This is a genomic window from Cupriavidus sp. H18C1 (assembly GCF_049311595.1).
Taxonomy (GTDB): domain Bacteria; phylum Pseudomonadota; class Gammaproteobacteria; order Burkholderiales; family Burkholderiaceae; genus Cupriavidus; species Cupriavidus cauae.
This window is the reverse complement of the sequence record NZ_CP186008.1, coordinates 2,250,399-2,273,568: the sequence shown is the minus strand read 5'-3', so window position 1 is coordinate 2,273,568 and position 23,170 is coordinate 2,250,399. Positions and strand designations below refer to the sequence as shown.

The 23,170-nt window shown below is 65.6% G+C and carries 27 protein-coding genes and 5 pseudogenes; 3 read left to right on the top strand and 29 right to left on the bottom strand.

Going from position 1 to position 23,170, the window contains the following annotated elements; all coding sequences use genetic code 11:
• Positions 1–163: 163 nt before the first annotated feature.
• The 4 genes and pseudogenes from OJJOAM_RS10575 to OJJOAM_RS10560 form a co-directional block, all read right to left on the bottom strand.
• Positions 164–640, bottom strand: a complete 477-nt coding sequence (locus OJJOAM_RS10575) for a hypothetical protein (protein ID WP_422647915.1) — start codon at positions 638–640, stop codon at positions 164–166.
• Positions 641–799: 159 nt separating this feature from the next.
• On the bottom strand, positions 800–2,008 hold the full coding sequence (gene ccsB, locus OJJOAM_RS10570; protein WP_422647914.1) for a c-type cytochrome biogenesis protein CcsB: 1,209 nt from the start codon (positions 2,006–2,008) through the stop codon (positions 800–802).
• A 10-nt stretch (positions 2,009–2,018) separates the two neighbouring features.
• Positions 2,019–4,247 carry a cytochrome c biogenesis protein ResB gene (locus tag OJJOAM_RS10565; RefSeq protein WP_422647913.1) on the bottom strand — a complete coding sequence of 743 codons (2,229 nt, stop codon included), beginning with the start codon at positions 4,245–4,247 and terminating at the stop codon, positions 2,019–2,021.
• Positions 4,248–4,394: 147 nt separating this feature from the next.
• Positions 4,395–5,055: pseudogene (locus OJJOAM_RS10560) on the bottom strand (c-type cytochrome).
• A 280-nt stretch (positions 5,056–5,335) separates the two neighbouring features.
• On the opposite strand from OJJOAM_RS10560, the gene yihA reads away from it, so the two are divergent.
• From yihA to OJJOAM_RS10545, 3 genes and pseudogenes are all read left to right on the top strand, one after another.
• Complete coding sequence (yihA, locus tag OJJOAM_RS10555) at positions 5,336–6,127, top strand: ribosome biogenesis GTP-binding protein YihA/YsxC (RefSeq protein WP_422647912.1); 792 nt, start codon at positions 5,336–5,338, stop codon at positions 6,125–6,127.
• 298 nt (positions 6,128–6,425) lie between these two features.
• A pseudogene (gene hemB / locus OJJOAM_RS10550) lies at positions 6,426–7,420 on the top strand (porphobilinogen synthase).
• Positions 7,421–7,430: 10 nt separating this feature from the next.
• Positions 7,431–8,757 (top strand): annotated as a pseudogene (locus OJJOAM_RS10545) (magnesium transporter CorA family protein).
• Between the two features lie 39 nt (positions 8,758–8,796).
• On the opposite strand, the gene dsbD reads toward OJJOAM_RS10545, so the two are convergent.
• The 25 genes and pseudogenes from dsbD to rplV form a co-directional block, all read right to left on the bottom strand.
• A complete protein-coding gene (dsbD, locus tag OJJOAM_RS10540) occupies positions 8,797–10,704 on the bottom strand; it encodes a protein-disulfide reductase DsbD (protein ID WP_422649565.1) in 1,908 nt (635 codons plus the stop codon).
• A 333-nt stretch (positions 10,705–11,037) separates the two neighbouring features.
• A complete protein-coding gene (cutA, locus tag OJJOAM_RS10535) occupies positions 11,038–11,379 on the bottom strand; it encodes a divalent-cation tolerance protein CutA (protein WP_422647911.1) in 342 nt (113 codons plus the stop codon).
• Between the two features lie 132 nt (positions 11,380–11,511).
• On the bottom strand, positions 11,512–11,907 hold the full coding sequence (gene rplQ, locus OJJOAM_RS10530) for a 50S ribosomal protein L17 (RefSeq protein ID WP_006577446.1): 396 nt from the start codon (positions 11,905–11,907) through the stop codon (positions 11,512–11,514).
• A gap of 163 nt (positions 11,908–12,070) precedes the next feature.
• Positions 12,071–13,051: a DNA-directed RNA polymerase subunit alpha gene (locus OJJOAM_RS10525; protein WP_149319741.1), complete on the bottom strand. Its 981-nt coding sequence runs from the start codon at positions 13,049–13,051 to the stop codon at positions 12,071–12,073.
• A gap of 178 nt (positions 13,052–13,229) precedes the next feature.
• A complete protein-coding gene (gene rpsD, locus OJJOAM_RS10520; RefSeq protein WP_006577444.1) occupies positions 13,230–13,853 on the bottom strand; it encodes a 30S ribosomal protein S4 in 624 nt (207 codons plus the stop codon).
• A gap of 282 nt (positions 13,854–14,135) precedes the next feature.
• Positions 14,136–14,537, bottom strand: a complete 402-nt coding sequence (gene rpsK / locus OJJOAM_RS10515; RefSeq protein ID WP_023264857.1) for a 30S ribosomal protein S11 — start codon at positions 14,535–14,537, stop codon at positions 14,136–14,138.
• A 25-nt stretch (positions 14,538–14,562) separates the two neighbouring features.
• Positions 14,563–14,928, bottom strand: a complete 366-nt coding sequence (rpsM, locus tag OJJOAM_RS10510; protein ID WP_006577443.1) for a 30S ribosomal protein S13 — start codon at positions 14,926–14,928, stop codon at positions 14,563–14,565.
• A 19-nt stretch (positions 14,929–14,947) separates the two neighbouring features.
• Positions 14,948–15,064: a 50S ribosomal protein L36 gene (rpmJ, locus tag OJJOAM_RS10505; RefSeq protein WP_006160433.1), complete on the bottom strand. Its 117-nt coding sequence runs from the start codon at positions 15,062–15,064 to the stop codon at positions 14,948–14,950.
• A gap of 32 nt (positions 15,065–15,096) precedes the next feature.
• Positions 15,097–15,315: a translation initiation factor IF-1 gene (infA, locus tag OJJOAM_RS10500; RefSeq protein ID WP_006577442.1), complete on the bottom strand. Its 219-nt coding sequence runs from the start codon at positions 15,313–15,315 to the stop codon at positions 15,097–15,099.
• A gap of 22 nt (positions 15,316–15,337) precedes the next feature.
• Entirely contained in the window at positions 15,338–16,681 is a 1,344-nt protein-coding gene (secY, locus tag OJJOAM_RS10495; RefSeq protein WP_149319742.1) for a preprotein translocase subunit SecY, read from the bottom strand.
• Between the two features lie 46 nt (positions 16,682–16,727).
• Positions 16,728–17,162, bottom strand: a complete 435-nt coding sequence (gene rplO, locus OJJOAM_RS10490; protein WP_006576228.1) for a 50S ribosomal protein L15 — start codon at positions 17,160–17,162, stop codon at positions 16,728–16,730.
• 32 nt (positions 17,163–17,194) lie between these two features.
• Positions 17,195–17,377 carry a 50S ribosomal protein L30 gene (gene rpmD, locus OJJOAM_RS10485; RefSeq protein WP_006576229.1) on the bottom strand — a complete coding sequence of 61 codons (183 nt, stop codon included), beginning with the start codon at positions 17,375–17,377 and terminating at the stop codon, positions 17,195–17,197.
• Between the two features lie 14 nt (positions 17,378–17,391).
• A pseudogene (gene rpsE, locus OJJOAM_RS10480) lies at positions 17,392–17,911 on the bottom strand (30S ribosomal protein S5).
• A gap of 19 nt (positions 17,912–17,930) precedes the next feature.
• Positions 17,931–18,287: a 50S ribosomal protein L18 gene (rplR, locus tag OJJOAM_RS10475; protein ID WP_422647910.1), complete on the bottom strand. Its 357-nt coding sequence runs from the start codon at positions 18,285–18,287 to the stop codon at positions 17,931–17,933.
• Between the two features lie 11 nt (positions 18,288–18,298).
• Positions 18,299–18,832 carry a 50S ribosomal protein L6 gene (gene rplF, locus OJJOAM_RS10470; RefSeq protein ID WP_149319744.1) on the bottom strand — a complete coding sequence of 178 codons (534 nt, stop codon included), beginning with the start codon at positions 18,830–18,832 and terminating at the stop codon, positions 18,299–18,301.
• 9 nt (positions 18,833–18,841) lie between these two features.
• Positions 18,842–19,238, bottom strand: a pseudogene (gene rpsH / locus OJJOAM_RS10465) (30S ribosomal protein S8).
• 27 nt (positions 19,239–19,265) lie between these two features.
• Positions 19,266–19,571 carry a 30S ribosomal protein S14 gene (gene rpsN, locus OJJOAM_RS10460; RefSeq protein WP_006576234.1) on the bottom strand — a complete coding sequence of 102 codons (306 nt, stop codon included), beginning with the start codon at positions 19,569–19,571 and terminating at the stop codon, positions 19,266–19,268.
• A gap of 9 nt (positions 19,572–19,580) precedes the next feature.
• A complete protein-coding gene (rplE, locus tag OJJOAM_RS10455) occupies positions 19,581–20,123 on the bottom strand; it encodes a 50S ribosomal protein L5 (protein ID WP_006576235.1) in 543 nt (180 codons plus the stop codon).
• Positions 20,124–20,148: 25 nt separating this feature from the next.
• Complete coding sequence (gene rplX, locus OJJOAM_RS10450) at positions 20,149–20,457, bottom strand: 50S ribosomal protein L24 (RefSeq protein ID WP_006576236.1); 309 nt, start codon at positions 20,455–20,457, stop codon at positions 20,149–20,151.
• A 9-nt stretch (positions 20,458–20,466) separates the two neighbouring features.
• Entirely contained in the window at positions 20,467–20,835 is a 369-nt protein-coding gene (rplN, locus tag OJJOAM_RS10445) for a 50S ribosomal protein L14 (protein WP_006576237.1), read from the bottom strand.
• Between the two features lie 291 nt (positions 20,836–21,126).
• Complete coding sequence (gene rpsQ / locus OJJOAM_RS10440; RefSeq protein WP_149319745.1) at positions 21,127–21,405, bottom strand: 30S ribosomal protein S17; 279 nt, start codon at positions 21,403–21,405, stop codon at positions 21,127–21,129.
• Positions 21,402–21,596, bottom strand: coding sequence for a 50S ribosomal protein L29 (gene rpmC / locus OJJOAM_RS10435; RefSeq protein WP_006576239.1), 195 nt, complete (start codon positions 21,594–21,596; stop codon positions 21,402–21,404). Before rpmC ends, rpsQ begins: the two co-directional genes overlap by 4 nt.
• Before the next feature lie 11 nt (positions 21,597–21,607).
• Positions 21,608–22,024: a 50S ribosomal protein L16 gene (gene rplP / locus OJJOAM_RS10430; protein WP_006576240.1), complete on the bottom strand. Its 417-nt coding sequence runs from the start codon at positions 22,022–22,024 to the stop codon at positions 21,608–21,610.
• A gap of 2 nt (positions 22,025–22,026) precedes the next feature.
• The gene (rpsC, locus tag OJJOAM_RS10425) at positions 22,027–22,824 is read right to left on the bottom strand and encodes a 30S ribosomal protein S3 (protein WP_023264853.1); all 798 of its coding nucleotides are present in this window, start codon (positions 22,822–22,824) and stop codon (positions 22,027–22,029) included.
• A gap of 9 nt (positions 22,825–22,833) precedes the next feature.
• The gene (rplV, locus tag OJJOAM_RS10420; protein ID WP_061956552.1) at positions 22,834–23,163 is read right to left on the bottom strand and encodes a 50S ribosomal protein L22; all 330 of its coding nucleotides are present in this window, start codon (positions 23,161–23,163) and stop codon (positions 22,834–22,836) included.
• Positions 23,164–23,170: the final 7 nt, after the last annotated feature.

Genomic DNA, 23,170 nt, shown 5'->3' with positions numbered 1-23,170 from the left:
CGGTCCCACGGATCGCGCCGGGCCGGCACAGTTTGGACCGGCCGGCCGGCTATTGGTGCGTCGGGCCGCGGCGCCCTTCGCCGACGGCTGATGGCACCGCCTTGCGTCACCGCGTTACGGCACCGCCTTACGTCAGCGCGTTACGTCGCCGCGTTACGTCGCCTCACGGCGTGGCGATATGCCAGACGTTCATCACCTTGTCGCCGGTGCGGTCGCCTGGCTTGGTGTCCTTGGCGAAACGGTACAGCGGCTTGCCGCGATAGGCCCACTGGCGGCTGCCGTCGTCGCGCGTGATGATCGTGTACTGGCCGGTGGCCGAGGTGCCGGGCTGGGCCAGCAGCGGCGGCCAGTTGACCGCGCATTGTCCGTTGCAGACGCTCTTGCCGCTGCCTGCGGTATCGCGGTCGAAGGTGTACAGCGTCAGTCCTTGCGGATCGGTCAGCACGCCGTTGCTGACCTTGACGGTCGGCGGCATGTTGCCGGTGGTGCTGGCCGAGCTGCTGGCGCTGGCACTGCTGCTGCCCGAGCCCATGCCCATGCCGGAACAGGCGGTCAGCAGGATGGCGGCGCTGATGGCGGCGGTAACGGCGGCGACGGGAAGGCCAGGACGACCGGAAGCGGTAAGGCGCGAGAGGGCCATGATGTCTGTCTCCAGGAAAGGTCGGCGCCGCCCACCGGCGCCGTGTTTCCCAGTAAACACCCTCAGGCGCCGCTTTATTCCCTTTCCAATAAAAAACCTGCCCGAAAGGGCAGGTTTCCTCGCTTCCACGCCGCAAAAGCGCGCTTCAGATCACAAAGATCACAATTCGCCGTAACTGTGCAGCCCCGACAGGAACATGTTCACGCCCAGGAAGGCGAAGGTGGTGATCAACAGCCCGATCAGCGCCCACCAGGCCGCCATCGCGCCGCGCAGTCCCTTGATCAGCCGCATGTGCAGCCAGGCGGCGTAGTTCAGCCAGACGATCAGCGCCCAGGTTTCCTTCGGGTCCCAGCTCCAGTAGCCGCCCCAGGCCTCGGCCGCCCAAAGCGCGCCGAGGATGGTGGCGATGGTGAAGAAGGCGAAGCCGACCGCGATCGCCTTGTACATGACGTCGTCGAGCAGCTCCAGCGCGGGCAGGCGCTCGGCCAGGATGCCGCGTTGCTTCAGCAGGTAGGCCACCGCGACCATGGCGGCCAGCGCGAAGGTGCCGTAGCCAATGAAATTGGCGGGCACATGGATCTTCATCCACCAGCTCTGCAGCGCCGGCACCAGCGGCTGGATCTCGTGCGCGTCGCGGCTGACCGTGTACCACAGCAGGAAGCCGACGGCCGCCGACACCACCAGCATCACGAACGGGCCCAGCGCGCCGGTGCGGTAGCGGCCCTCGTAGTACAGGTGGAACAGCGTGGTGATCAGCACGAACAGCACGAACACTTCGTACAGGTTCGACACCGGGATATGGCCGATATCGGGGCCGATCAGGTAGGACTCGTACCAGCGCACCAGCATGCCGGTAAAGCCCAGCACCACCGCCGCCCAGGCCAGCTTGTGGCCGATGCCGTAGCCGGTCTGCGAGCGCGCCAGCAGGCCGCCCCAGTAGAACAGCGTCGACAGAAACACCAGCGCGCACATCCACAGGATGGCCGACTGGCTCGACAGCAGGTACTTGAGCAGGAAGGCTTGCTCGGCGCGGGCCAGTTCGCCGTGGTAGAGCTGCACCGCGAGCAGCGCCAGCACCGCCAGCCCCGCCATCAGCGCGCGCACCGGCTTCCAGTGCCAGCCCAGCAGCGCGAAGGTCGGCACCGCGCCGATCAGCACCGCCTTGTCGTAGCCGTCCATCCACTGGCCGTAGCGCGACAGGCCGACGCCGGCGCCGACCACCAGCAGCAGCGCGTAGAGCCAGTCCAGCCACGACAGCCGGCGCAGGAACGAGGGCTCCAGATACGAGGTGTCCGCTGCCGACGGGGCGTGGCCCTGGTTCGCCGTGGGGTTGGCGGGGGCGTGCAGCTTGGAAGAATTGGAAGACATGACGAAATCCCTACCGTGTCGCCGGCGCCGTGGGCGGCGCGTCCTGCGCTGCCGCCGCGGCACGCTGCACGTCCTCGCGCAGCGCGGCGAATTCCTTCTCGAAGTCCAGGGTGCGCCGCTGGGTCGACATTGCCATCAGCACGTGGCTGCCGGCGACGCGTGGGGCGCCATCATTCGGCGCGGAATCCGGAGCGGAATCCGGAGCCGCATTCGGCTGCGCGTCCTTCACCCAGACCCACACGCGGCGCTCGCGGATATAGAGCATCGCGAACACGCCCAGCACCAGCAGCAGGCAGCCAAGATACACGATGTTCTTGCCAGGCGCACGGGTCATCTGGAACACGCTGGCCTTGACCTCCTGGAAGTCGTCCAGCTGCAGGAATACCGGCGCGACGTAGAAGAAACTGTCCGACAGCGCGTTGATCGCCTGCTGCAGGAAGGCGCCGCTCTGCGCGCTGTTGGCGACCACCGGCAGGTCGGCGCGTTCGCGCGCGAGCTGCCACAGCTCCCACATCGAGCCGTTCAGGATCTTGAGCAGCACGTCGGCCGCCTTCTGCTGCTCGGCCTGCGGCACCGAGCGCTCGAGGAAGGCCGCGATCGCGGCGAAGCCGCCCGGCGGCGCATCGGCATCGTGCCGCGCCGCGCCGGCGAACAGGTCCAGCGCACGGCGCGCGCTCTCGGCCAACTGCGCCCGCACCTCGCCCTTGTCGTCGCCCGGCATCGAGGCCAGCGCGAAACGGCGCGCGGCCTCGCCGCGCAGCGCGCTGTCCTGCAGCGCCGCGCGCAGCCGCATCCAGTCGGCCACGCTGCCCTGCTCGTCGGCCGGAATGCGCAGATAGCGGAACGGCTCGTTCGGCGCATCGCGCGTGCCGGCGAGGAACACCGACTGGCCGTCGAGCTGGACCGGCACCATGTAGTTGTGGAATTCGCGCGCCTGGCCGTTGCGGTCACGCAGCTTGTACTGCACCGACGGGCCGACATTGCGCAGCTGCTTCTCGCGCTCGGGATTGGCGGCCGCGCCCAGGCGCGCCTCGATGCGTTCGTTCAGCGGGCGCGTCGCCACGCCACGCGCATCGGCCTTGCCCGAGGCATCGGTGACGTTCTCGATGTTCATCAGCCGGAAGTCGCTGAACTCGACCGCCAGCCCCTGCGCATCCACCGCGCTGCCGGTGCCCTTCAGCGGCGCGCTGTTGCCGACCGTGCCCGCGAACGCGAAGGACTTCGCCGAGCTGCCCTGCATCGGATAGCCGACGAACTTGAGCCGCGAGCCGCCGTCCTCGAAGCTGGACTGGTAGATTGCGATGCCGTCGACGATCAGCGGCTCGTTGACCTTGATGGTGGCGGCGGTCTGCTCGCCGGTGGCGCGGTCCGTGACGACCACGTCGGAGGCGAACAGCTTGGGCATGCCGGTCGAGTAATGCTCGATGATGAATTTCTTCAGGGTCAGCGTGAACGGCAGGTCCTGCACCAGCGCGCCGTCGGCGACGTTCAGGATCGCGGTCGACACGGTGGCGCCCTCGGGCACGAAGGCGTTGCCGCGAAAGCCCGGGTTGCTGCTGGAGAGCCGATGCTGCGGCGGAATCTCGTTGATCACCGCGTTGCCGCGGATCGGCGTCTTGCCGCCGAACCACATCTGCGCGCGGATCAGCATGTCGCCATCGAGCAGGCCGCCGATGCAGATCACCACGATCGCCGCGTGCGCGAGGATATAGCCGAGCTTGTTGGCCGCGCCGGCCTTGGCCGCCAGCAGCGTGGCGCCGTCGTGCTCGACCTGGCGCACGCGATAGCCACGGTTGGCCAGCAGCGCGCCCAGGCGCTGCACCGCGCCGGCGCGCGGCGGCCCGGCATCGAACTCGACGCGGTGATGGAAGGCGCGCAAGCTGCGCTCGCGCACATGGTCCTTCCACGAGCGCATGTCGGCCACCATCTTCGGCGCATTGCGGACCAGGCACAGCGAGGTGGAGACCACCAGGAAGGCCAGGATCAGCAGGAACCACCACGAGCCGTAGACCTTCTGCAGCGACAGCGCGTGGAACAGCTCGGCCCAGAACGGCCCGAACTGGTTCACGTAGTTGGCGTACGGCTCGTTCTGCTTGAGCACGGTGCCGATCACGCTGGCGATCGAGATCACCGACAGCAGCGCGATCGCAAAGCGCATCGACGAGACCAGCTCGACGGTGTCGCGCAGCAGGCGGTGGGGGGTCTTCAGGCGCAGGCCCGAAGTGGAAGCGGTCGGCATGGCAGGAAAGGCAGGAGGCGCTGGGCGCAAAGACAAAGAGGGGAGGCGCGCTGACGCGGGCCACCCTCTTCGATTATCGCCGGTCCGGTTGGTTGCGCCCCCGCGCCGCGCCGGCGAGGGCCGGCCGGCCCGGGGCTACCGGTGAGCTTAGCGCAGGCCGGCGACGTAGTCCGCCACCGCCTTGATCTCGGCATCGGACATCCGCGCCGCGACCTCGGTCATCACCGCGTTGTTCTTGCGGCCGCCCTGGCGGAAGGCCACCAGCTGGGCCTCGGTGTACTCGGAGAACTGGCCGCCGATGCGCGGATACTGCGCCGGGATGCCGGCGCCGGCCGGGCCGTGGCAGGCCGCGCAGGCGGGCACGCCCTTGTTGGCGATGCCGGCGCGGTAGATCTTCTGGCCCAGTTCGATCGTGTCCCTTGTTCTTCGCGCTGGCGGGCTTGAGCGTCTGGCGGGCCAGGTAGGCGCCGACGTCGCGCATTTCCTGGGCGGTCAGCTGCGAGGCGATCGGCGTCATGATCGGGTTGTTGCGCACCTTGGCCTTGAAGTCGGCCAGCTGCTTGTCGCTGTATTCGGGATGCTGCGCGGCCAGCTTCGGATTGACCGCGGCGCCGCTGTTACCGTTGGCGCCGTGGCAGCTCAGACAGGCGGGAACATTGCGATCCGGCGCGCCCTGCGTGTAGAGGGTCTCGCCCTTGGCCGGGTCCGCCTTGACGGCGGCTTGCTCGGCGGCCGAGGCCAGACCCGTGAAGGCCGTTGCCGGCAAGGCCAGTGCTACGACAGCCACAAGTTTCGCAATGCCATTCATTCGCACACCTTGTCTGAATTGTTTTGAATTCGCTATCGCGTGCCGGTCAGCCTCCGGCCTGCGGTGAGGACGCGCATTGGGGCGAAAAGACGGGACAGACCCGTTGGCAGACCACTGCCGGCCGGCAATATCAGGTCATGCCGGCCGCCAACAAGGCCAAAAGAACGTCGAACGCCACCCGGCCGGGAGGCCGTTAACCGCGGTATTGTACAATAAATCGCTTCTCGGATAGACGCTTGGCGCACTCCCGCGCGGGCCTCCCCGACCCTGCCTCTCCCTCATGTCTCTCCTACACCAGGCCCGCTTCTTCACCACCGTCAACCATCTGCGCGACCTGCCGGCCACCGCCGTGCCCGAGGTCGCGTTTGCCGGACGGTCCAATGCGGGCAAGTCGACCGCCATCAACGTGCTGTGCAACCAGAAGCGGCTGGCGTTCTCGTCGAAGACCCCTGGCCGCACGCAGCACATCAATTTCTTCGCGGTGGCGCCGGTCAAGGCACCCGATCCGCTGGCCTTCCTGGTCGACCTGCCGGGCTACGGCTACGCGCAGGTGTCCGGTTCGGCCAAGTACCACTGGCAATCGCTGCTGAGCGACTACGTGCAGGCCCGGCAGCAGCTGGCCGGGCTGGTGATCATGATGGATGCGCGCCGGCCCTTCACCGATCTCGATTGCCAGATGGTCGAGTGGTTCTTGCCCACCGGCAAGCCGATCCACGTGCTGCTGACCAAGGCCGACAAGCTGACCAGCAGCGAGAACGCGCTGGCGCTGCGCGAGACGCGCCGCGTGTTGGCCGACTATGCGGCCCAGCTGGAAAACCCGCCCTTGCTGACCGCGCAGCTGTTCTCGAGCCTGAAGCGCCGCGGCATCGAGGAGGCGCAGCGCCATATCGCCGGATGGCTGGGGCTGCCCGAAGCGCAGCCTGCCGCGGCGCCGGCGACCGACGATGCACCGGCGGCAGCTGCATCGCCGACGGACGATGCAGCGCCGGAGGCCGCCGGCGACGACGCGCCGGACAGCACGCCTCCCGGCAAGTCCGACGGCAAGCCGGGCGGCGACGGCACCTCGTCGTAAGCGAGCGCGCAAAAAAAACCCCGCTGCAAGCAACGGGGGGGAATATTCCCGCCGCGAGGCGGGTACCCGCTCAGGGAGGAGTAGCGGGGGGACCTCGCGCCACGCACGCGGCGCAACGCAAAGGGTCCGCGAGTATGATAGCGGGCACGCACAAAAGTTTAGTTTTTTATTGGACGCGGGACGCCGCCGCCCGGCAGGCCAAGCCCCTGCCACATCCGGTCCCTCCGCCGTGACGCTGCGATCGCCCAGGTATCGTGGGCCGCTGCGCTCCGCCGTCCCCCTGACTGACGATCCCACCATGTCGACCTTCCCCGAATTCCGCCCCCCGCCGCATGCGCCGCGACGACTTCTCGCGCCGGCTGATGCGCGAGCACCGGCTGTCGCCGGACAACCTGATCTACCCCGTGTTCGTGCTCGACGGACAGGGCCAGCGCCAGACCGTCGCGTCGATGCCCGGCGTCGAGCGCGTGTCGGTGGACCTGCTGCTGCCGGTGGCCGAGCAATGCGTGCAGCTGGGCATCCCGGTGATCGCGCTGTTCCCGGTCATCGATCCCTCGCTGAAGACGCCCGACGGCATCGAGGCGACCCGCGACGAGGGGCTGATCCCGCGCGCGGTGCGCGCGCTGAAGGACCGCTTCCCCGAGCTCGGCGTGCTGACCGATGTCGCGCTCGACCCGTACACCAGCCACGGGCAGGACGGCGTGCTCGATGCCGACGGCTATGTGCTGAACGAAGAGACCGTGGAGATCCTGGTGCGCCAGGCGCTGACCCAGGCCGCGGCCGGGGTCGACATCGTCGCGCCGTCGGACATGATGGACGGCCGCATCGGCGCCGTGCGCAATGCGCTCGAGGATGCCGGCCACATCCACACCCGCATCATGGCGTACTCGGCCAAGTACGCGTCGGCGTTCTATGGCCCCCTTCCGCGACGCGGTGGGCTCGGCCGCCAATCTGGGCAAGGGCAACAAGATGACCTACCAGATGGATCCGGCCAACACCGACGAGGCGCTGCGCGAGGTCGCGCAGGACATCATGGAAGGCGCCGACATGGTGATGGTCAAGCCTGGCATGCCGTATCTGGACATCGTCCGCCGCGTCAAGGACGAGTTCCGCTTTCCGACCTACGTCTACCAGGTCAGCGGCGAATACGCGATGCTGAAGGCGGCCGCGCAGAACGGCTGGCTCGACCACGACAAGGTCATGATGGAATCGCTGCTGGCGTTCCGCCGCGCCGGTGCCGACGGCATCCTGACCTATTTCGCGCTCGACGCCGCCCGCCTGCTGGCGCGCTGATCCCTCGCGCATGCAGCTGCTCGGTTTTTCCGCCAGCCAGGTCCATCCGCTCGACTCGCTCGAGGCCGCGCGCGCCTTTCTCGCCGAACAGGCCGCGCCGCGCTTCGTCTGGGTCGACTGCACGCTCGCCGAGGTCAGCGCGGCGCCGTCGGCCTGGCGCGACAACCTGCAGACGCTGACCGGCGCGCCGGTGCTGGACCTGCATCTGGCCGACGCCACCAATGCCGCGCATCCGTCGTTCTTCGATACAACGCATGCCTACGACATGGTGATCTTCCGCAAGCTGACGTTTGAGACCAGCCGGCTGATTGCCGAGGCGGGCAGCGAGGGGCCGGCGGCGGTGGGTGCCGGTGCGAGCGGCGGCGGTACCGGCACCGCCAGCACGTCGGGCAACGGCGGGGCCGACACCGCCGCAGGGGCTGCAGGGGCTGCAGGAGCCGCAGGGACGTCAGGGACGTCGGGCGCCCCGAGCCCCTCCGGCGCATCGGCCACGGCAGCCAGGCCGCGCCGCCATCCGCCGGGTTTCTTGCCCGCGCTCGCCCGCATCGACACGCAGCCGGTGACGTTCTTCGTGTTCGACCACGTGCTGGCCACGGTGCGGCCCGGGCAGTCGCGCACGATCGAGCAGGTCCGCCAGCGGCTGCTCGAGCTGACGCGCGCGCCGCGCCCCGAGGTCCGCGCCAACGGCGGCACGGCGCTGGTGCACGGCATCCGTCCGCCGACGCGTCCCGAGGACCTGATGCTGCGGCTGCTGAACGCGATGGTCGACCGCTATCTCGAACTGCGGGCGCCGCTGACGCGCCAGCTCGACCGCTGGCAGCGAGCGCTGCTCAATAGCGCGCAGCGGCTTTTCCAGCTGGGAGGGCCTGCTCGATGCGCGCATCCAGCTGCGCCGGCTGGAACATCTGTGCGAGGAACAGCGCGACGCGCTGCAGGAATTCCGCGACAGCCTGCTCGACAACACCTACAGCGACCCGGCCGCCGGCACCGCCAACGACCGCGACGAGGTGCTGCTGGTGCGCATCAACGACGTGATGGAACACATCCTGCGCGTGCTGGCGCATGCGCGGCGCCTCGAGGATTCGATCGAATCCGCGGTGCAGATCCACTTCTCGGCGGTCGCGCACCGGACCAACCGCACCATGCGGATGCTGACAATGATCACCGCGCTGTTCATGCCGCTGACGCTGATCACCGGCGTGTTCGGCATGAACTTCGAGCGCATGCCGTGGCTGCAGGAGCCCAGCGGCTTCTGGTGGTCGATCTCGCTGATGGGCGCGGTGGTGGTGGGAATCGCGGCGATGTGGGCGGTCGGCCGCTGGTTGTGGCGGGAGTGATTCGGGGCCGCGGGCCGGCCGCGGCTTTACGCCATTGCCTCAGGCGCCCGCCGGCCCGAACGCGCGTTCCAGGCTGGCCAGGAACCGTCCCGCCGCCTGATAGCCGATCACCCGCACCGGCAGCTCGCGCCCGTCGTCGCCGAACAGGATGATGCCGGGCGGGCCGAACAGGCCGAAGCGCTTCAGCAGGGCCTTGTCGTCGGCGTTGTTGGCGGTCACGTCGGCCTGCAGCATTACCACGTCGGCCAGCCGTGCCTGCACGCGCGGATCGCTGAAGGTGAAGCGCTCCATCTCCTTGCAGGAGACACACCAGTCCGCATAGAAGTCCAGCAGCACCGGCTTGCCGGCGGCGCTGGCCTGCGCGATACGGGCATCGAGCTCGGCCACCGAGCGGATCCGCTCGAAGCGCACCGCCTCGGCCGCCGGCGCACCGTCGCGCACGCCCGCCACCAGATGCGACAGCGGCTGCAGCGGATTGCGGCTGCCCGAGGCGAGGCCCACCAGGAGGATCGCGCCCGCCAGCGCGGACAGCACGCCCAGCCCCTTGCCCAGCCGCGCCACCGGATGCGGGTCCGCGCCCAGGCCATCGAAGGCGCGCAGGAACACCGCGCCGACCAGCAGCAGCGTCGCCCAGCCCAGCATCGACAGCCAGGCCGGCAGCACCGGCCCGACCATCCACAGCGCGACGCCGAGCAGCAGGAAGCCGAACACGCGCTTGGTCGCCTCCATCCAGCGGCCCGCGCGCGGCAGCAGGTTGCCGGCGCCGACGCCGACCAGCAGCAGCGGCACGCCCATGCCGATCGCCATCGAGAACAGCGCGGCGCCGCCGGTCCAGGCGTCGCCGCTCTGCGCGATATAGGCCAGCGCGCCCGCCAGCGGCGCGGTCACGCAGGGACCGACGATCAGCGCCGAGATCGCGCCCATTGCGGCGGCGCCGGCGATCTGCCCGCCGGGGCGGCGATTGGCCGAGTCGGTCAGGCGCGTCTGCCACCGCTGCGGCAGTTGCAGTTCGTAGAGGCCGAACATCGACAGGGCCAGCGCGACCATCAACGCGGCGAACAGCGCCAGCACCCACGGCTTTTGCAGCGTCGCCGCCAGCCCTTCCCCGATCAGCCCGGCGGCCACGCCGACCGCGGTGTAGACCACCGCCATGCCGAGCACATAGGCCAGCGAGACGACGAAGGCGCGGCCACGGTGCAGATGTTCGCCGACCACGATCGACGACAGGATCGGCACCATCGGCAGCACGCAAGGGGTGAAGGTCAGCAGCAGGCCGAGGCCGAAGAACAGCGCGACGATGGTCAGCAGGTGGCCGCCGGCGAGCGTCGCGGCGATGCGGCCGCTGTCGTCGACGGCCCTGCCGGGGTCGGCCTGCGCGGCGGCGCTACGGCTTCCGGTGCCGGCGGGCAGCGGCGTGGCGGCGGCGATGGCGGACGTGGCGTTGGTTGATGTCGCGTTGGCCGGCGTCGCGTTGGTTGGTGTCGCGTTGGCGGGCGTCGCATTGGAGCGGCCGCCGAGCAGCGCGCCGATGCCGGCGCCGCCGACCTCGTAGACGCTCTCCATCGGCGGGTAGCACAGGCCCCTGTCGGCGCAGCCCTGCGAAGTCACGACCAGCGTCCATTTGCCGTCGGCCGGCGCGGATTCGACCGGCACGCGGATCGTCACCGTGTCGCGGTAGGTCTCCATCTCCTTGCCGAAGGTCTCGTCGAACTTGACCTTGCCGGCGGGCAGCTCGGGCGCGCCGAGCTTGACCTGCGCCGGTTGCGCGGCAAAGGCGAAGCGTTCGCGGTAGAGGTAGTAGCCCGGCGCGACATCGAAGCGGACCTCGACGGTACGCGGGTCGATGGTGCGGGCGGCGAAGCGGAAGGCCTGCTCCGGCGGCAGGAAGTCGTCCTGGTCGGCGGCGCGGGCCGGGCCGGCGCCGAGGCACAGGCAAACGGCGAGCATCGCGAGGGCGATCGCGGCCAGCCATTGCCAGGCTTGCCAGCTTCGCAGGCCCTGCGAATGCTGCGAGCGCTGAGCGCCCTGCCCCGTGACCATGTCCATCGACCCCAAGCTGCTGCCCATCGTCGGTTCCTGCTGTTATTCGTTATGTCGTTGCGCTGTGTCGTTGCGCTTTGCGTTTGCACAATGCCGCAGCGCCAGGTCGTTGCGCCATGCGGTTGCGCCATGCGGTTGCGCCATGCGGTTGCGCTATACGCCTGCGCTATACGGTTGCCCTAACTCGCTGCGTTCGGCCGCGTCCCGCCGCGTCTTTTCCTGTCCTGTCCTGCGGGCGGCTTACGCGCCGCCGTCCGGCCCCGCCGTCTGCTCGCGGACCCAGTCGAGATAGGCCGGCAGGCCCGCTGCGACCGGCAGCGCGACGATCTCGGGCACATCGTAGGGATGGTGCTGGCGGATGACGGCTTCGAGCGCGTCGTAGCGCGCCCGCGTGGTCTTGATCAGCAGCGGGACTTCGCGCGCGGTCTCCACCGCTCCTTGCCACCAGTACTGCGACTCGCATGCCGGCAAACGGTTCACGCACGCGGCCACCCGGGCCTCCAGCAGCGCGCGAGTCAGCGCGGCGGCGCTATCCTCGTCCGGCAGCGTGGTGATCACCACCAATACCTGCGATGCGTCCATCGATATCGCTCCTGCATGACGCCGGCCCAAAAACAAAAGAGCCAGGCAATTGCCTGGCTCGATTGTAAGCGGTTCGCCAATCCGCGGCGCCCGTGGCGGCCGCCGCGTCGGATCGGTGAAGGGGCGAAGGTCTTACTCCGCAGCTTCCTCGGCCGGGGCCTCGGTCACTTCGGGACGATCGACCAGCTCGACCAGCGCCATCGGCGCGTTGTCGCCCTGACGGAAGCCGAACTTCAGGATGCGGGTGTAGCCGCCCGGACGGGTGGCGTAGCGCGGGCCCAGTTCGTTGAACAGCTTGGTGACCATGTCGCGGTCGCGCAGGCGGGCGAAAGCCAGACGGCGGTTGGCGACGGTGTCCTTCTTGGCCAGCGTGATCAGCGGCTCGACGACCTTGCGCAGTTCCTTGGCCTTCGGCAGCGTGGTCTTGATCAGCTCGTGCTGGAACAGCGAGTTGGACATGTTGCGCAGCATCGCGAGACGGTGCGACGAGGTGCGGTTCAGTTTCCGCAAACCATGACGGTGACGCATGATGATTCCTTTCTAGATCAGTGTTTGACCAGCTCTTCTATCGCCAGCACTTTCCCGTCGGGAGCGCGCCGGCGCGGGCCGGTAGTCGGTTTGCGCCGCCTGGCCATCGCTGGCCGGGCGGCAGGGACTGGCAGCGGACGCCGGCTGGCGCCCGCCGCGCAGATTACTTCTCCAGGCCAGCGGGCGGCCAGTTCTCGAGCTTCATGCCGAGCGTCAGGCCACGCGAAGCGAGGACTTCCTTGATCTCGTTGAGCGACTTGCGACCCAGGTTCGGGGTCTTCAGCAGCTCGTTCTCGGTACGCTGGATCAGGTCGCCGATGTAGTAGATGTTCTCGGCCTTCAGGCAGTTGGCCGAGCGCACCGTCAGCTCCAGGTCGTCGACCGGGCGCAGCAGGATCGGGTCGATCTGCGGCGCGCGGCTCGAAGCGGCTTCCGCCGACGACTCGGTGCCTTCCAGCGCGGCGAACACGGACAGCTGGTCGACCAGGATGCGGGCCGATTGACGGATCGCTTCCTCGGGCGAGATCACGCCGTCGGTTTCGATGTTCATCACCAGCTTGTCCAGGTCGGTACGCTGCTCGACACGGGCCGACTCGACCGCGTACGAGACGCGGCGCACCGGCGAGAACGAGGCGTCCAGCACGATGCGGCCGATCACCTTGTTCGACTCGTCGCCGAACTTGCGAACGTTGCCCGGCACATAGCCGCGGCCCTGTTCGACCTTGATCTGCATGTCCAGCTTGCCGCCGGCCGACAGATGGGCGATCACGTGGCCGGGATTGATGATCTCGACATCGTGCGGCAGCTCGATATCGGCGGCCGTCACCACGCCTTCGCCTTCCTTGCGCAGCGACACCGTGACTTCGTCGCGGTTGTGCAGCTTGAAGACGACGCCCTTCAGGTTCAGCAGCAGGTTGACGACGTCTTCCTGCACGCCGTCGATGGTGGAATATTCGTGGACCACCCCAGCGATCGTCACTTCGGTCGGGGCATAGCCGACCATCGACGACAGCAGCACGCGACGCAGGGCGTTACCGAGCGTATGGCCGTAGCCGCGCTCGAACGGCTCCATCACGACTTTGGCGTGATGATCGCCCAGCGGCTCGACGGCGATGATTTTTGGCTTGAGGAGTGCTGTTTGCATTAGGTTGTCCTTTTCAATACCCTCGGCTCGTTACACCGATAAGGCTGAGTTTTGGAACCCGAAAAAACCCATCGTACGATGGGCAATAAGCCCGGCGCGCCGAAGCGCGCCGGGCTGGAGAGGGAGCTCGACGAGAAATCGCAAGCCGCGGCCGTTGTAGGCGAACGGGTCCGGGCGATTAACGCGAATACAATTCGACGATCAGGCTCTCGTTGATGTCGCCCGAGATATCGGCGCGATCCGGCACTTGCTTGAACGTGCCTTCGAACTTCTTGGCATCGACGGCCACCCAGCTCGGGAAGCCCGACTGCTCGGCCAGCGACAGCGACTCGGCGATACGAGCCTGCTTCTTGGCCTGTTCGCGGATCGACACCACGTCGCCGACCTTGATCTGCGCCGAGGGCACGTTCAGGGTCTGGCCGTTGACCAGGATCGCCTTGTGCGACACCAGCTGGCGCGCTTCGGCACGGGTCGAGCCGAAGCCCATCCGGTAGACGACGTTGTCCAGGCGGGTTTCCAGCAGCTGGAGCAGGTTTTCGCCGGTATTGCCCTTGCGGCGGTCGGCCTCGGCAAAGTAGCGGCGGAACTGGCGCTCGAGCACGCCGTAGATGCGCTTGACCTTCTGCTTTTCACGCAGCTGGGTGCCGTAGTCGGAGGTACGGGCGCCCGAGGTACGGCCGTGCTGGCCCGGCTTGCTGTCCAGCTTGCACTTGTCGGCGAGCGAGCGGCGCGCGCTCTTCAGGAACAGGTCGGTGCCTTCACGGCGGGAAAGTTTGGCCTTCGGGCCGGTATAACGTGCCACTTTATCTTCCTTACTGATTCGATCGCGGCGCCAGGATCGACGCGCCGCGAGTCCGCCTGCTGCATCCGCCCGGAGGGGCGGTGACGGCGAACGGTGGGCTTATCCAACGCGCGCGGCCGGACGGCTGCGCGCCACACATGAATTCGCGCGGAATTCCGACGATCTGTCCGGCAGCAGCCGCTGGCGCGGATACCTCGCCGACAAAACGCGGCATTCTATCACAACAAGAACGACAGGACCCGCGCCCGGAAAATCCGACGCGGGTCCGGCGATGCCTGGCGCTTAGATACGGCGGCGCTTCGGCGGACGGCAGCCGTTGTGCGGCACCGGCGTGACATCTTCGATCACGGCGATCTTGATGCCCAGTGCGTTCAGCGCGCGCACAGCCGATTCACGACCCGGGCCCGGGCCCTTGATGCGCACTTCCAGGTTCTTGATGCCCTGGTCTTGCGCCACGCGGCCGGCGTTCTCGGCAGCAACCTGGGCTGCGAACGGGGTCGACTTGCGCGAACCCTTGAAGCCCTGGCCACCCGAGGTCGCCCACGACAGGGCATTGCCCTGACGGTCGGTGATCGTGATGATCGTGTTGTTGAACGAGGCGTGGACGTGCGCGATGCCGTCGGCGACGTTCTTCTTGACCTTCTTACGCGCGCGCTGGGCGGCGTTGTTCGGACCTTTTGCCATTAGTTATCTTCCTCTGCCTTGGGCGTTACTTCTTCAGAGCCACGCCGGCCTTACGCGGACCCTTGCGGGTACGGGCGTTGGTGCGGGTGCGCTGGCCACGCAGCGGCAGGCCGCGGCGGTGACGCAGGCCACGATAGCAACCAAGGTCCATCAGACGCTTGATGTTCATCGTGGTTTCACGACGCAGGTCACCCTCGACCGTGACCTTGCCCACTTCGTCACGAAGCTTTTCCAGGTCGGCGTCGGTCAGATCCTTGACCTTCTTGTCAAAAGGAACGCCAGTGGCCTCGCAAATCTTGCGAGCGCGCGAGCGGCCGATACCGTAAATCGCCGTCAGGCCGATCTCGGTATGCTTGTGATTCGGGATGTTAACCCCTGCGATACGTGCCATTCGTCAATCCTCTTTACGATTAGCCTTGGCGTTGCTTGTGGCGGGGATCCGACGAGCAGATCACGCGCACGACACCGTTGCGCTTGATAACTTTGCAGTTGCGGCAAATGCGCTTAACAGAAGCCAGCACTTTCATGATTTTCCTCTTCCTTCAATTCCTGTTTCGGCTCACTTCGTCCGGAAGACGATGCGCGCGCGTGACAGATCGTATGGCGTCAATTCGACCGTAACTTTGTCCCCCGGCAGGATGCGGATGTAGTGCATCCGCATCTTCCCGGAGATATGGCCCAGTACGACATGGCCATTTTCCAGCTTCACCCTGAAGGTCGCATTGGGCAGGTTTTCGATTACCTCACCCTGCATCTGGATGACGTCGTCTTTAGCCATACCTAGCCTGTCCTGACCCGGCTCAGCGCAAAGTCAGGTTACCTTTGAAATTGGCCTTCTTCAGCAACGACTCGTACTGCTGCGACATGACATAGGACTGGACCTGGGCCATGAAGTCCATCGTGACGACCACGATGATCAGCAGCGAAGTTCCGCCGAAATAGAACGGCACGTTCCAGCGCAGCACCAGGAATTCCGGCAACAGGCAGACCAGTGTGATGTAGATCGCACCAGCCAGCGTCAGTCGCACCAGAATCTTGTCGATATAGCGCGTCGTCTGCTCGCCAGGACGGATGCCCGGAATGAAGGCACCGCTTTTCTTCAGGTTGTCCGCGACTTCCCGGCTGTTGTACACCAACGCCGTATAGAAGAAGCAGAAGAACACGATTGCCGCAGCATAGAGCAGGATGTACACCGGTTGGCCGGGCGACAGGGTCGCGGCCAGGTCCTTGATGAACCTGCCCACGGCGCCGGTCGAATCCGACGTGAACCAGCCCGCGATCGTCGCCGGGAACAGGATGATCGACGATGCGAAGATCGGCGGAATCACCCCTGCCATGTTCAGCTTCAGCGGCAGGTGCGACGACTGGCCGCCGTACACCTTGTTGCCGACCTGACGCTTGGCATAGTTCACCAGGATCTTGCGCTGGCCGCGTTCGACGAACACCACCGCGAACGTCACCGCGATCACGATCGCCACGATGAAGATCGCCGCGATGATGCTCATCGAGCCGGTGCGAACCAGTTCGAACAGCCCGCCGATCGCATTGGGCAAGCCCGCCGCGATACCGCCGAAGATGATGATCGAGATGCCGTTGCCCAGTCCGCGCTCGGTGATCTGCTCACCCAGCCACATCAGGAACATCGTGCCGGTCACCAGCGTGATCACCGCGGTAGCGCGGAACATCATGCCGGGGTCGATCACCAGGCCGGGTTGCGACTCGAGCGCGACTGCGATCGAGAACGCCTGGAAGGTCGCCAGCAGCACGGTCCCGTAACGGGTGTACTGGGTGATCTTCCGCTGTCCGGCCTGCCCTTCCTTCTTCAGCGATTCCAGCTGCGGCAGCACGATCGTCAGCAACTGCATGATGATCGACGCCGAGATATACGGCATGATGCCGAGCGCGAACACGGTGAAGCGCGACAGCGCGCCTCCCGAGAACAGGTTGAACATCCCGAGGATGCCACCCGACTGACTCTGGAACAGCTGCGCCAGTTGCTCCGGATCGATTCCCGGCACCGGAATATGCGCACCGATGCGGTAGACGATCAGGGCCAGCACCAGGAACATCAGCCGGCGCTTGAGATCGCCGTACTTCGCCGTGTTCCTGGCCTGTGCGCTTGCATTGGGTTTCGCCGTGGCCAAACGATGCTCCGACTTGTGACTCGCCTATGCTGCGAAATCTGCTTACTTACTCCGCGATCTGACCACCCGCGGCTTCGATCGCTGCCTTGGCGCCAGCGGTGGCGCCCAGACCCTTGATCGTCACCTTGCGGGTCAGCTCGCCGGCCTTGATGACCTTGGCGCTCTTGACCAGGTCGCTGACCAGGCCGGCCTGCTTCAGAACCAGCAGGTCGACTTCGGCCGCTTCCAGGCGCTCCAGATCACGCAGGGTGACTTCGGCGGTGAACGCCTTGGTCAGCGACGTGAAGCCGCGCTTCGGCAGGCGACGGTACAGCGGCATCTGACCGCCTTCGAAGCCCACCTTGTGGAAGCCGCCCGAACGCGACTTCTGACCCTTGTGACCGCGACCGGCGGTCTTGCCCAGGCCGGAGCCGATACCGCGGCCGACGCGACGCTTGGCGTGCTTCGAACCGGCGGCCGGTTTCAGGTTGTTCAGTTGCATATTGCTCTCCATATCCCGATCTTGGCCCAGGCTCAGCCGATGACCTTCACCAGGTACGAGACCTTGTTGATCATGCCGCGCACGGCCGGCGTATCCTGCAGTTCCGACACCGAGTTGAGGCGGCGCAGGCCAAGACCACGAACGGTGGCGCGATGATCCTCGCGCGTGCCGATCAGGCTGCGCACGAGTTGCACTTTTACGGTTTTCTGCGACATTTCGTTCACCTGCCTTAACCGAGGATGTCTTCGACAGACTTGCCACGCTTGGCGGCGATTTCACCCGGCGTGCTCATCTTCTGCAGACCGTCCAGCGTGGCGCGAACCATGTTGTACGGGTTGGTCGAGCCGTGCGACTTGGTGACCACGTTGGTCACCCCCCATCACTTCGAAGATCGCGCGCATCGGGCCGCCGGCGATCACGCCGGTACCTTCCTTCGCCGGCATCATCAGCACCTTGGCGGCGCCGTGCTTGCCCACGACTTCGTGCTGCAGCGTGCCGTTCTTCAGCGGGACCTTGACCATCTTGCGACGGGCTTCGTCCATTGCCTTCTGCACGGCCACCGGCACTTCCTTCGCCTTGCCCTTGCCCATGCCGATGCGGCCATCGCCGTCACCAACCACGGTCAGCGCAGCGAAACCGAGAATCCGGCCGCCCTTCACCACCTTGGTGACGCGGTTGACCGAGATCATCTTCTCGCGGAGGCCGTCGTCGCGTTCGTCCTGCTGGACTTTTGCTTGCATCTTTGCCATGACGTATCTCTCTCTGCGCTTAGAACTTGAGGCCGGCTTCGCGGGCAGCGTCAGCCAGGGCCTTCACGCGACCGTGGAAGCGGAAGCCGGCGCGGTCGAACGCGACGGTTTCCACGCCGGCTGCCTTCGCCTTCTCGGCGATGCGCTTGCCGACCACGGTGGCAGCAGCGGTGGTGGCACCGCTGCCGGTCAGTTCCTTGCGCACTTCTGCTTCGACGGTCGAAGCCGACGCCACCACCTGGGTGCCGCACGGCGAGTAGACCTGAGCGTAAATATGCGTATTCGTACGGAACACAGTCAGACGATTGACCTTCAGCTCGGCAATCTTGGCGCGGGTCTGACGTGCACGGCGCAAACGAGCGTCTTTCTTGTTCATCACTGCACCCCTTACTTCTTCTTGGTTTCCTTCAGGATGACGCGCTCGTCTGCGTAGCGAACACCCTTGCCCTTGTAGGGCTCGGGCGGACGGTACGCGCGGACTTCCGCGGCAACCTGACCGACTTTCTGCTTGTCCGCACCCTTGATGATGATCTCGGTCTGCGTCGGCGTTTCCGCCTTCACGCCTTCCGGCATCTCATGGATCACGTCGTGCGAGAAACCAAGCTGGAGCTTCAGCGCAGCGCCTTGCAGCTGGGCACGATAGCCCACGCCTACCAGGGTCAGCTTGCGCTCGAAACCGGTGGTCACGCCCTTGACCATATTGGCCACCAGAGCACGCATGGTGCCCTGCAGAGCGTTTGCTTCGCGCGATTCGTCAGCGGCGGCGAAGGTCAGCGTGTCGTTCTCGACGTTGACCTTGACCAGGCTGTGAATCGGCTGGGACAGCGTACCGAGCGGGCCCTTGACGGTGAGCACGCCGGCCGCCACATTCACTTCCGCGCCTTTCGGCAGCGCGATGGGAGCCTTACCTACACGGGACATGGTTACTCCTTACGCGACGTAGCAGATGACTTCGCCGCCCACGCCCGTGGCACGTGCCGCGCGATCGGTCATCAGACCCTTGGGGGGTCGAGATGATCGCGACGCCCAGGCCGTTCATCACTTGCGGGATTTCGCTGCGGCCCTTGTACACGCGCAGACCGGGCTTCGACACGCGTTCGATGCGCTCGATCACCGGACGGCCGGCGTAGTACTTCAGACCGATGGTCAGTTGTGCCTTGCCGCCTTCCTCGGCGACAGCGTAGTCGTCGATATAGCCTTCGTCCTTCAGGACCTTGGCGATCGCCACTTTCAGCTTCGACGACGGCATGACAACCGACGCCTTCTGCACGCCCTGGGCGTTGCGGATGCGCGTCAGCATATCGGCGATAGGATCGCTCATGCTCATACTGTTTCTCCTGTAGCCTGTGCGTAATTACCAGCTGGCTTTCGTCAGACCCGGAATTTCGCCCTTGAAGGCGATCTCACGGATCTTGTTACGCGCCAGGCCAAACTTGCGGAAGGTACCGCGGGGACGACCGGTGATCGCGCAGCGATTGCGCTGGCGGGTCGGATTGGCGTTGCGCGGCAGCTGTTGCAGCTCCAGGCGCGCTTCGTAACGCTCTTCTTCCGACTTCGCTTGGTCGTCGATAATGGCCTTGAGGGCAGCGCGCTTCTCGGCGTACTTCGCCGCGAGCTTCGCGCGCTTCTTCTCACGTTCAATCAGAGCCAATTTAGCCACGGTTACCCCTTAATTGCGGAACGGGAACTTGAATGCGGCGAGGAGCTCCTTGGCTTCCTCGTCATTCTTCGCCGTCGTCGTGATGCTGATGTTCAGACCGCGCAGCGCGTCGATCTTGTCGTACTCGATTTCGGGGAAGATGATCTGCTCTTTCACACCGATGTTGTAGTTGCCACGGCCGTCGAACGACTTGCCGGACACACCACGGAAATCGCGCACGCGCGGCAGGGCCACGGTGACGAAACGGTCGAGGAATTCCCACATCCGTTCGCCACGCAGGGTCACCATCGCACCGATGGGATAGCCCTGGCGAATCTTGAAGCCGGCGATGGCCTTGCGGGCCTTCGTCACGACCGGCTTCTGACCAGCGATCTTGGTCAGGTCGCCCACTGCCAGCTCGATGACCTTCTTGTCATTGATGGCTTCGCCCAGACCCATGTTCAGCGTGATCTTGGTGATGCGGGGCACCTCCATGACCGACTTGTAGCCGAACTTCTTCATCAGGGCCGGAACGACCTGTTCTTTGTACTGCTCTTGCAGACGTGCTGCCATGCTCAACTCCTATCCGTGCCCAGAATCAAGCGGCGACGACGGCGCCGGTGGTCTTGAGCACGCGCACGCGCTTGCCTTCCACCAGCTTGATGCCGACGCGCGACGGCTTGCCATTGGCATCCACGAGCGCAACGTTGGAAATATGCAGGGGCATGACCTTGTCGATCACGCCACCGGTCGTGCCCAGCATCGGGTTCGGACGCGCGTGCTTCTTCGCGACGTTCACGCCCTCGACGGCGACCTTGTCGCCCAGCACGGCCTGGACCTTGCCGCGCTTGCCCTTGTCCTTGCCGGTCAGGACGATGACCTCGTCGCCTTTGCGAATCTTGTTCATGGCGGCTCCTTACAGCACTTCCGGCGCGAGCGACACGATCTTCATGAAGCGCTCGGTACGGAGTTCACGAGTCACCGGCCCGAAGATACGGGTGCCGATCGGCTCGAGCTTGTTGTTCAGCAGGACAGCGGCATTGCCGTCGAACTTGACGAGCGAACCGTCCGCGCGGCGCACGCCCTTGGCGGTGCGGACCACGACGGCGTTGTAGATATCGCCCTTCTTCACGCGACCGCGCGGCGCTGCGTCCTTGACGGTCACCTTGATGATGTCGCCTACGCTCGCATAGCGGCGCTTGGACCCACCCAGCACTTTGATGCACAGCACTTCGCGCGCACCCGTGTTATCGGCCACTTCGAGCCGGCTTTCTGTCTGAATCATGGTGTTTGTCTTCCCAACTTAATCCACCGGGCCCACGAAAAAGGTACGCCCGCCGGTCAGTCTTGGTCCCGTCGGCCACCGGCATTGCGCCAGTCACCGTTTGGGTTGATCAACTTGAAGTCGGTGTGCCAGGCGGTCTGAACGATGTGACAGTCAGGAGCCGCTAGGCCTGGGGTTCGCTTTAACGGACCGCCCGGGTGGTGTTACAAGAGACGGCCGCAATAAAGCGGAAGTCCAGGATTATAGCAACATAACCCTGGACCTGCAAGTCAACCGAGAACCTGTTGGTTCTTAGATGACGCGCGCTGCTTCGACCAGCCGGGAAACGACCCAGGACTTGGTCCGCGAGATCGGACGGCCTTCCTGGATCTCGACCTTGTCGCCTTCCTTGTACTGGTTGGCTTCGTCATGCGCCTTGTACTTCTTCGAGCGCAGCACGTACTTGCCATACAGCGGATGCTTGACACGGTTTTCGACCAGGACCGTCACGGTCTTGTCCATCTTGTCGCTTACCACGCGGCCGACCAGGGTACGGCGAAGCGACGATTCCGTTTGTGCAGTTTCAGTCATTTCGAGTTCGCCTTTTCGTTCAGCACGGTATGCACCCGCGCGATGTCCTTGCGCACCTTCTTCAGCTGGCTGGTGTTCTGCAGCTGTTGGGTGGCCTTTTGCATGCGCAGGCTAAATTGGGCCTTCAGGAGCTCGGAGAGCTCTTGGTTCAGGCCTGCGGCGTCCTTGCCGCGAAGTTCGGATGCTTTCATCCCTGCTCTCCTTACGTCCCGACCTGGCGCACCACGAAATTGGTCGCGATCGGCAGCTTGGCCGCCGCGAGGCGGAACGCCTCACGCGCCAGCTCTTCGCTCACGCCATCCATTTCGTACAGCATCTTGCCCGGCTGGATTTCAGCCACGTAGTATTCCGGATTGCCCTTGCCGTTACCCATACGGACTTCGGCGGGCTTCTTCGAGATCGGCTTGTCCGGGAAGATCCGGATCCAGATGCGGCCGCCACGCTTGATGTGACGGGTCATCGCACGACGTGCCGACTCGATCTGACGAGCCGTCAGACGGCCACGGCCCATAGCCTTCAGGCCGAATTCGCCGAAAGACACGGCGTTGCCACGGGTAGCCTTACCCGTGTTGCGGCCTTTCTGCTCCTTGCGATATTTTCTGCGCTTCGGTTGCAGCATCGTTATTCTCCACTCTTCGCGTCTGCGCCAGGCGCAGCGCGGCGACCGGCACCAGCGCCACCGCGGCGGTTGCCACCCGGACGGCCTTCACCGTCACGACGGCGACCGTCCGGACGACCCGGGCGACGACGACGTTCGTCTTGCGGCTCTTCTACCACCGGCGCGTCGTTGCGGCCGAGGTGATCACCCTTGTAGACCCACACCTTGACACCGATGATGCCGTAGGTGGTTTCCGCTTCGGAGAAGCCGTAGTCGATGTCGGCACGCAGGGTGTGCAGGGGCACGCGGCCCTCGCGGTACCACTCGGTACGTGCGATTTCGATACCGTTCAGACGGCCCGAGCTCATGATCTTGATGCCCTGGGCGCCCAGGCGCATCGCGTTCTGCATCGCGCGCTTCATCGCGCGGCGGAACATGATGCGGCGCTCGAGCTGCTGGGTGATCGAGTCGGCGATCAGCTGAGCATCGGTTTCCGGCTTGCGGATTTCCTCGATGTTCACGTGCACGGGCACGCCCATGCGACGCTGCAGCTCGGCCTTCAGCAGTTCGATGTCCTCACCCTTCTTGCCGATCACCACGCCCGGACGCGAGCTGTAGATGGTGAGACGGGCATTGCGGGCGGGGCGCTCGATGACGACGCGGCCCACCGAAGCGTTCTTGAGCTTCTTCTTCAGAAAGTCGCGAACTTCGATGTCTTCCTTCAGCATGCCGGCGAACTTCGTGTTGTTGGCGTACCAACGCGAAGCCCAGTTACGGCTGACGGCCAGACGGAAGCCAGTCGGATGAATCTTCTGTCCCATCGTGACTCCTTAGTTGCCGAGCGTCACAGTGATGTGACAGGTTTGTTTCTCGATGCGGTTGCCGCGGCCCTTTGCCCGTGCGGTGAAGCGCTTGAGCGAGGTTGCCTTGTCGACGTAGATCGATTTGACCTTCAGCTCGTCGATGTCGGCGCCTTCGTTGTGCTCGGCGTTGGCGATGGCCGATTCGACCACCTTCTTCACGATCCCGGCAGCCTTCTTCGGGCTGAACGCCAGGATGTTGAGCGCGCGCTCGATCGGCAGACCACGGATCTGGTCGGCGACCAGGCGCGTCTTCTGGGCGGAGATGCGGGCACCGCGATGAATCGCTTTCACTTCCATGATGGCA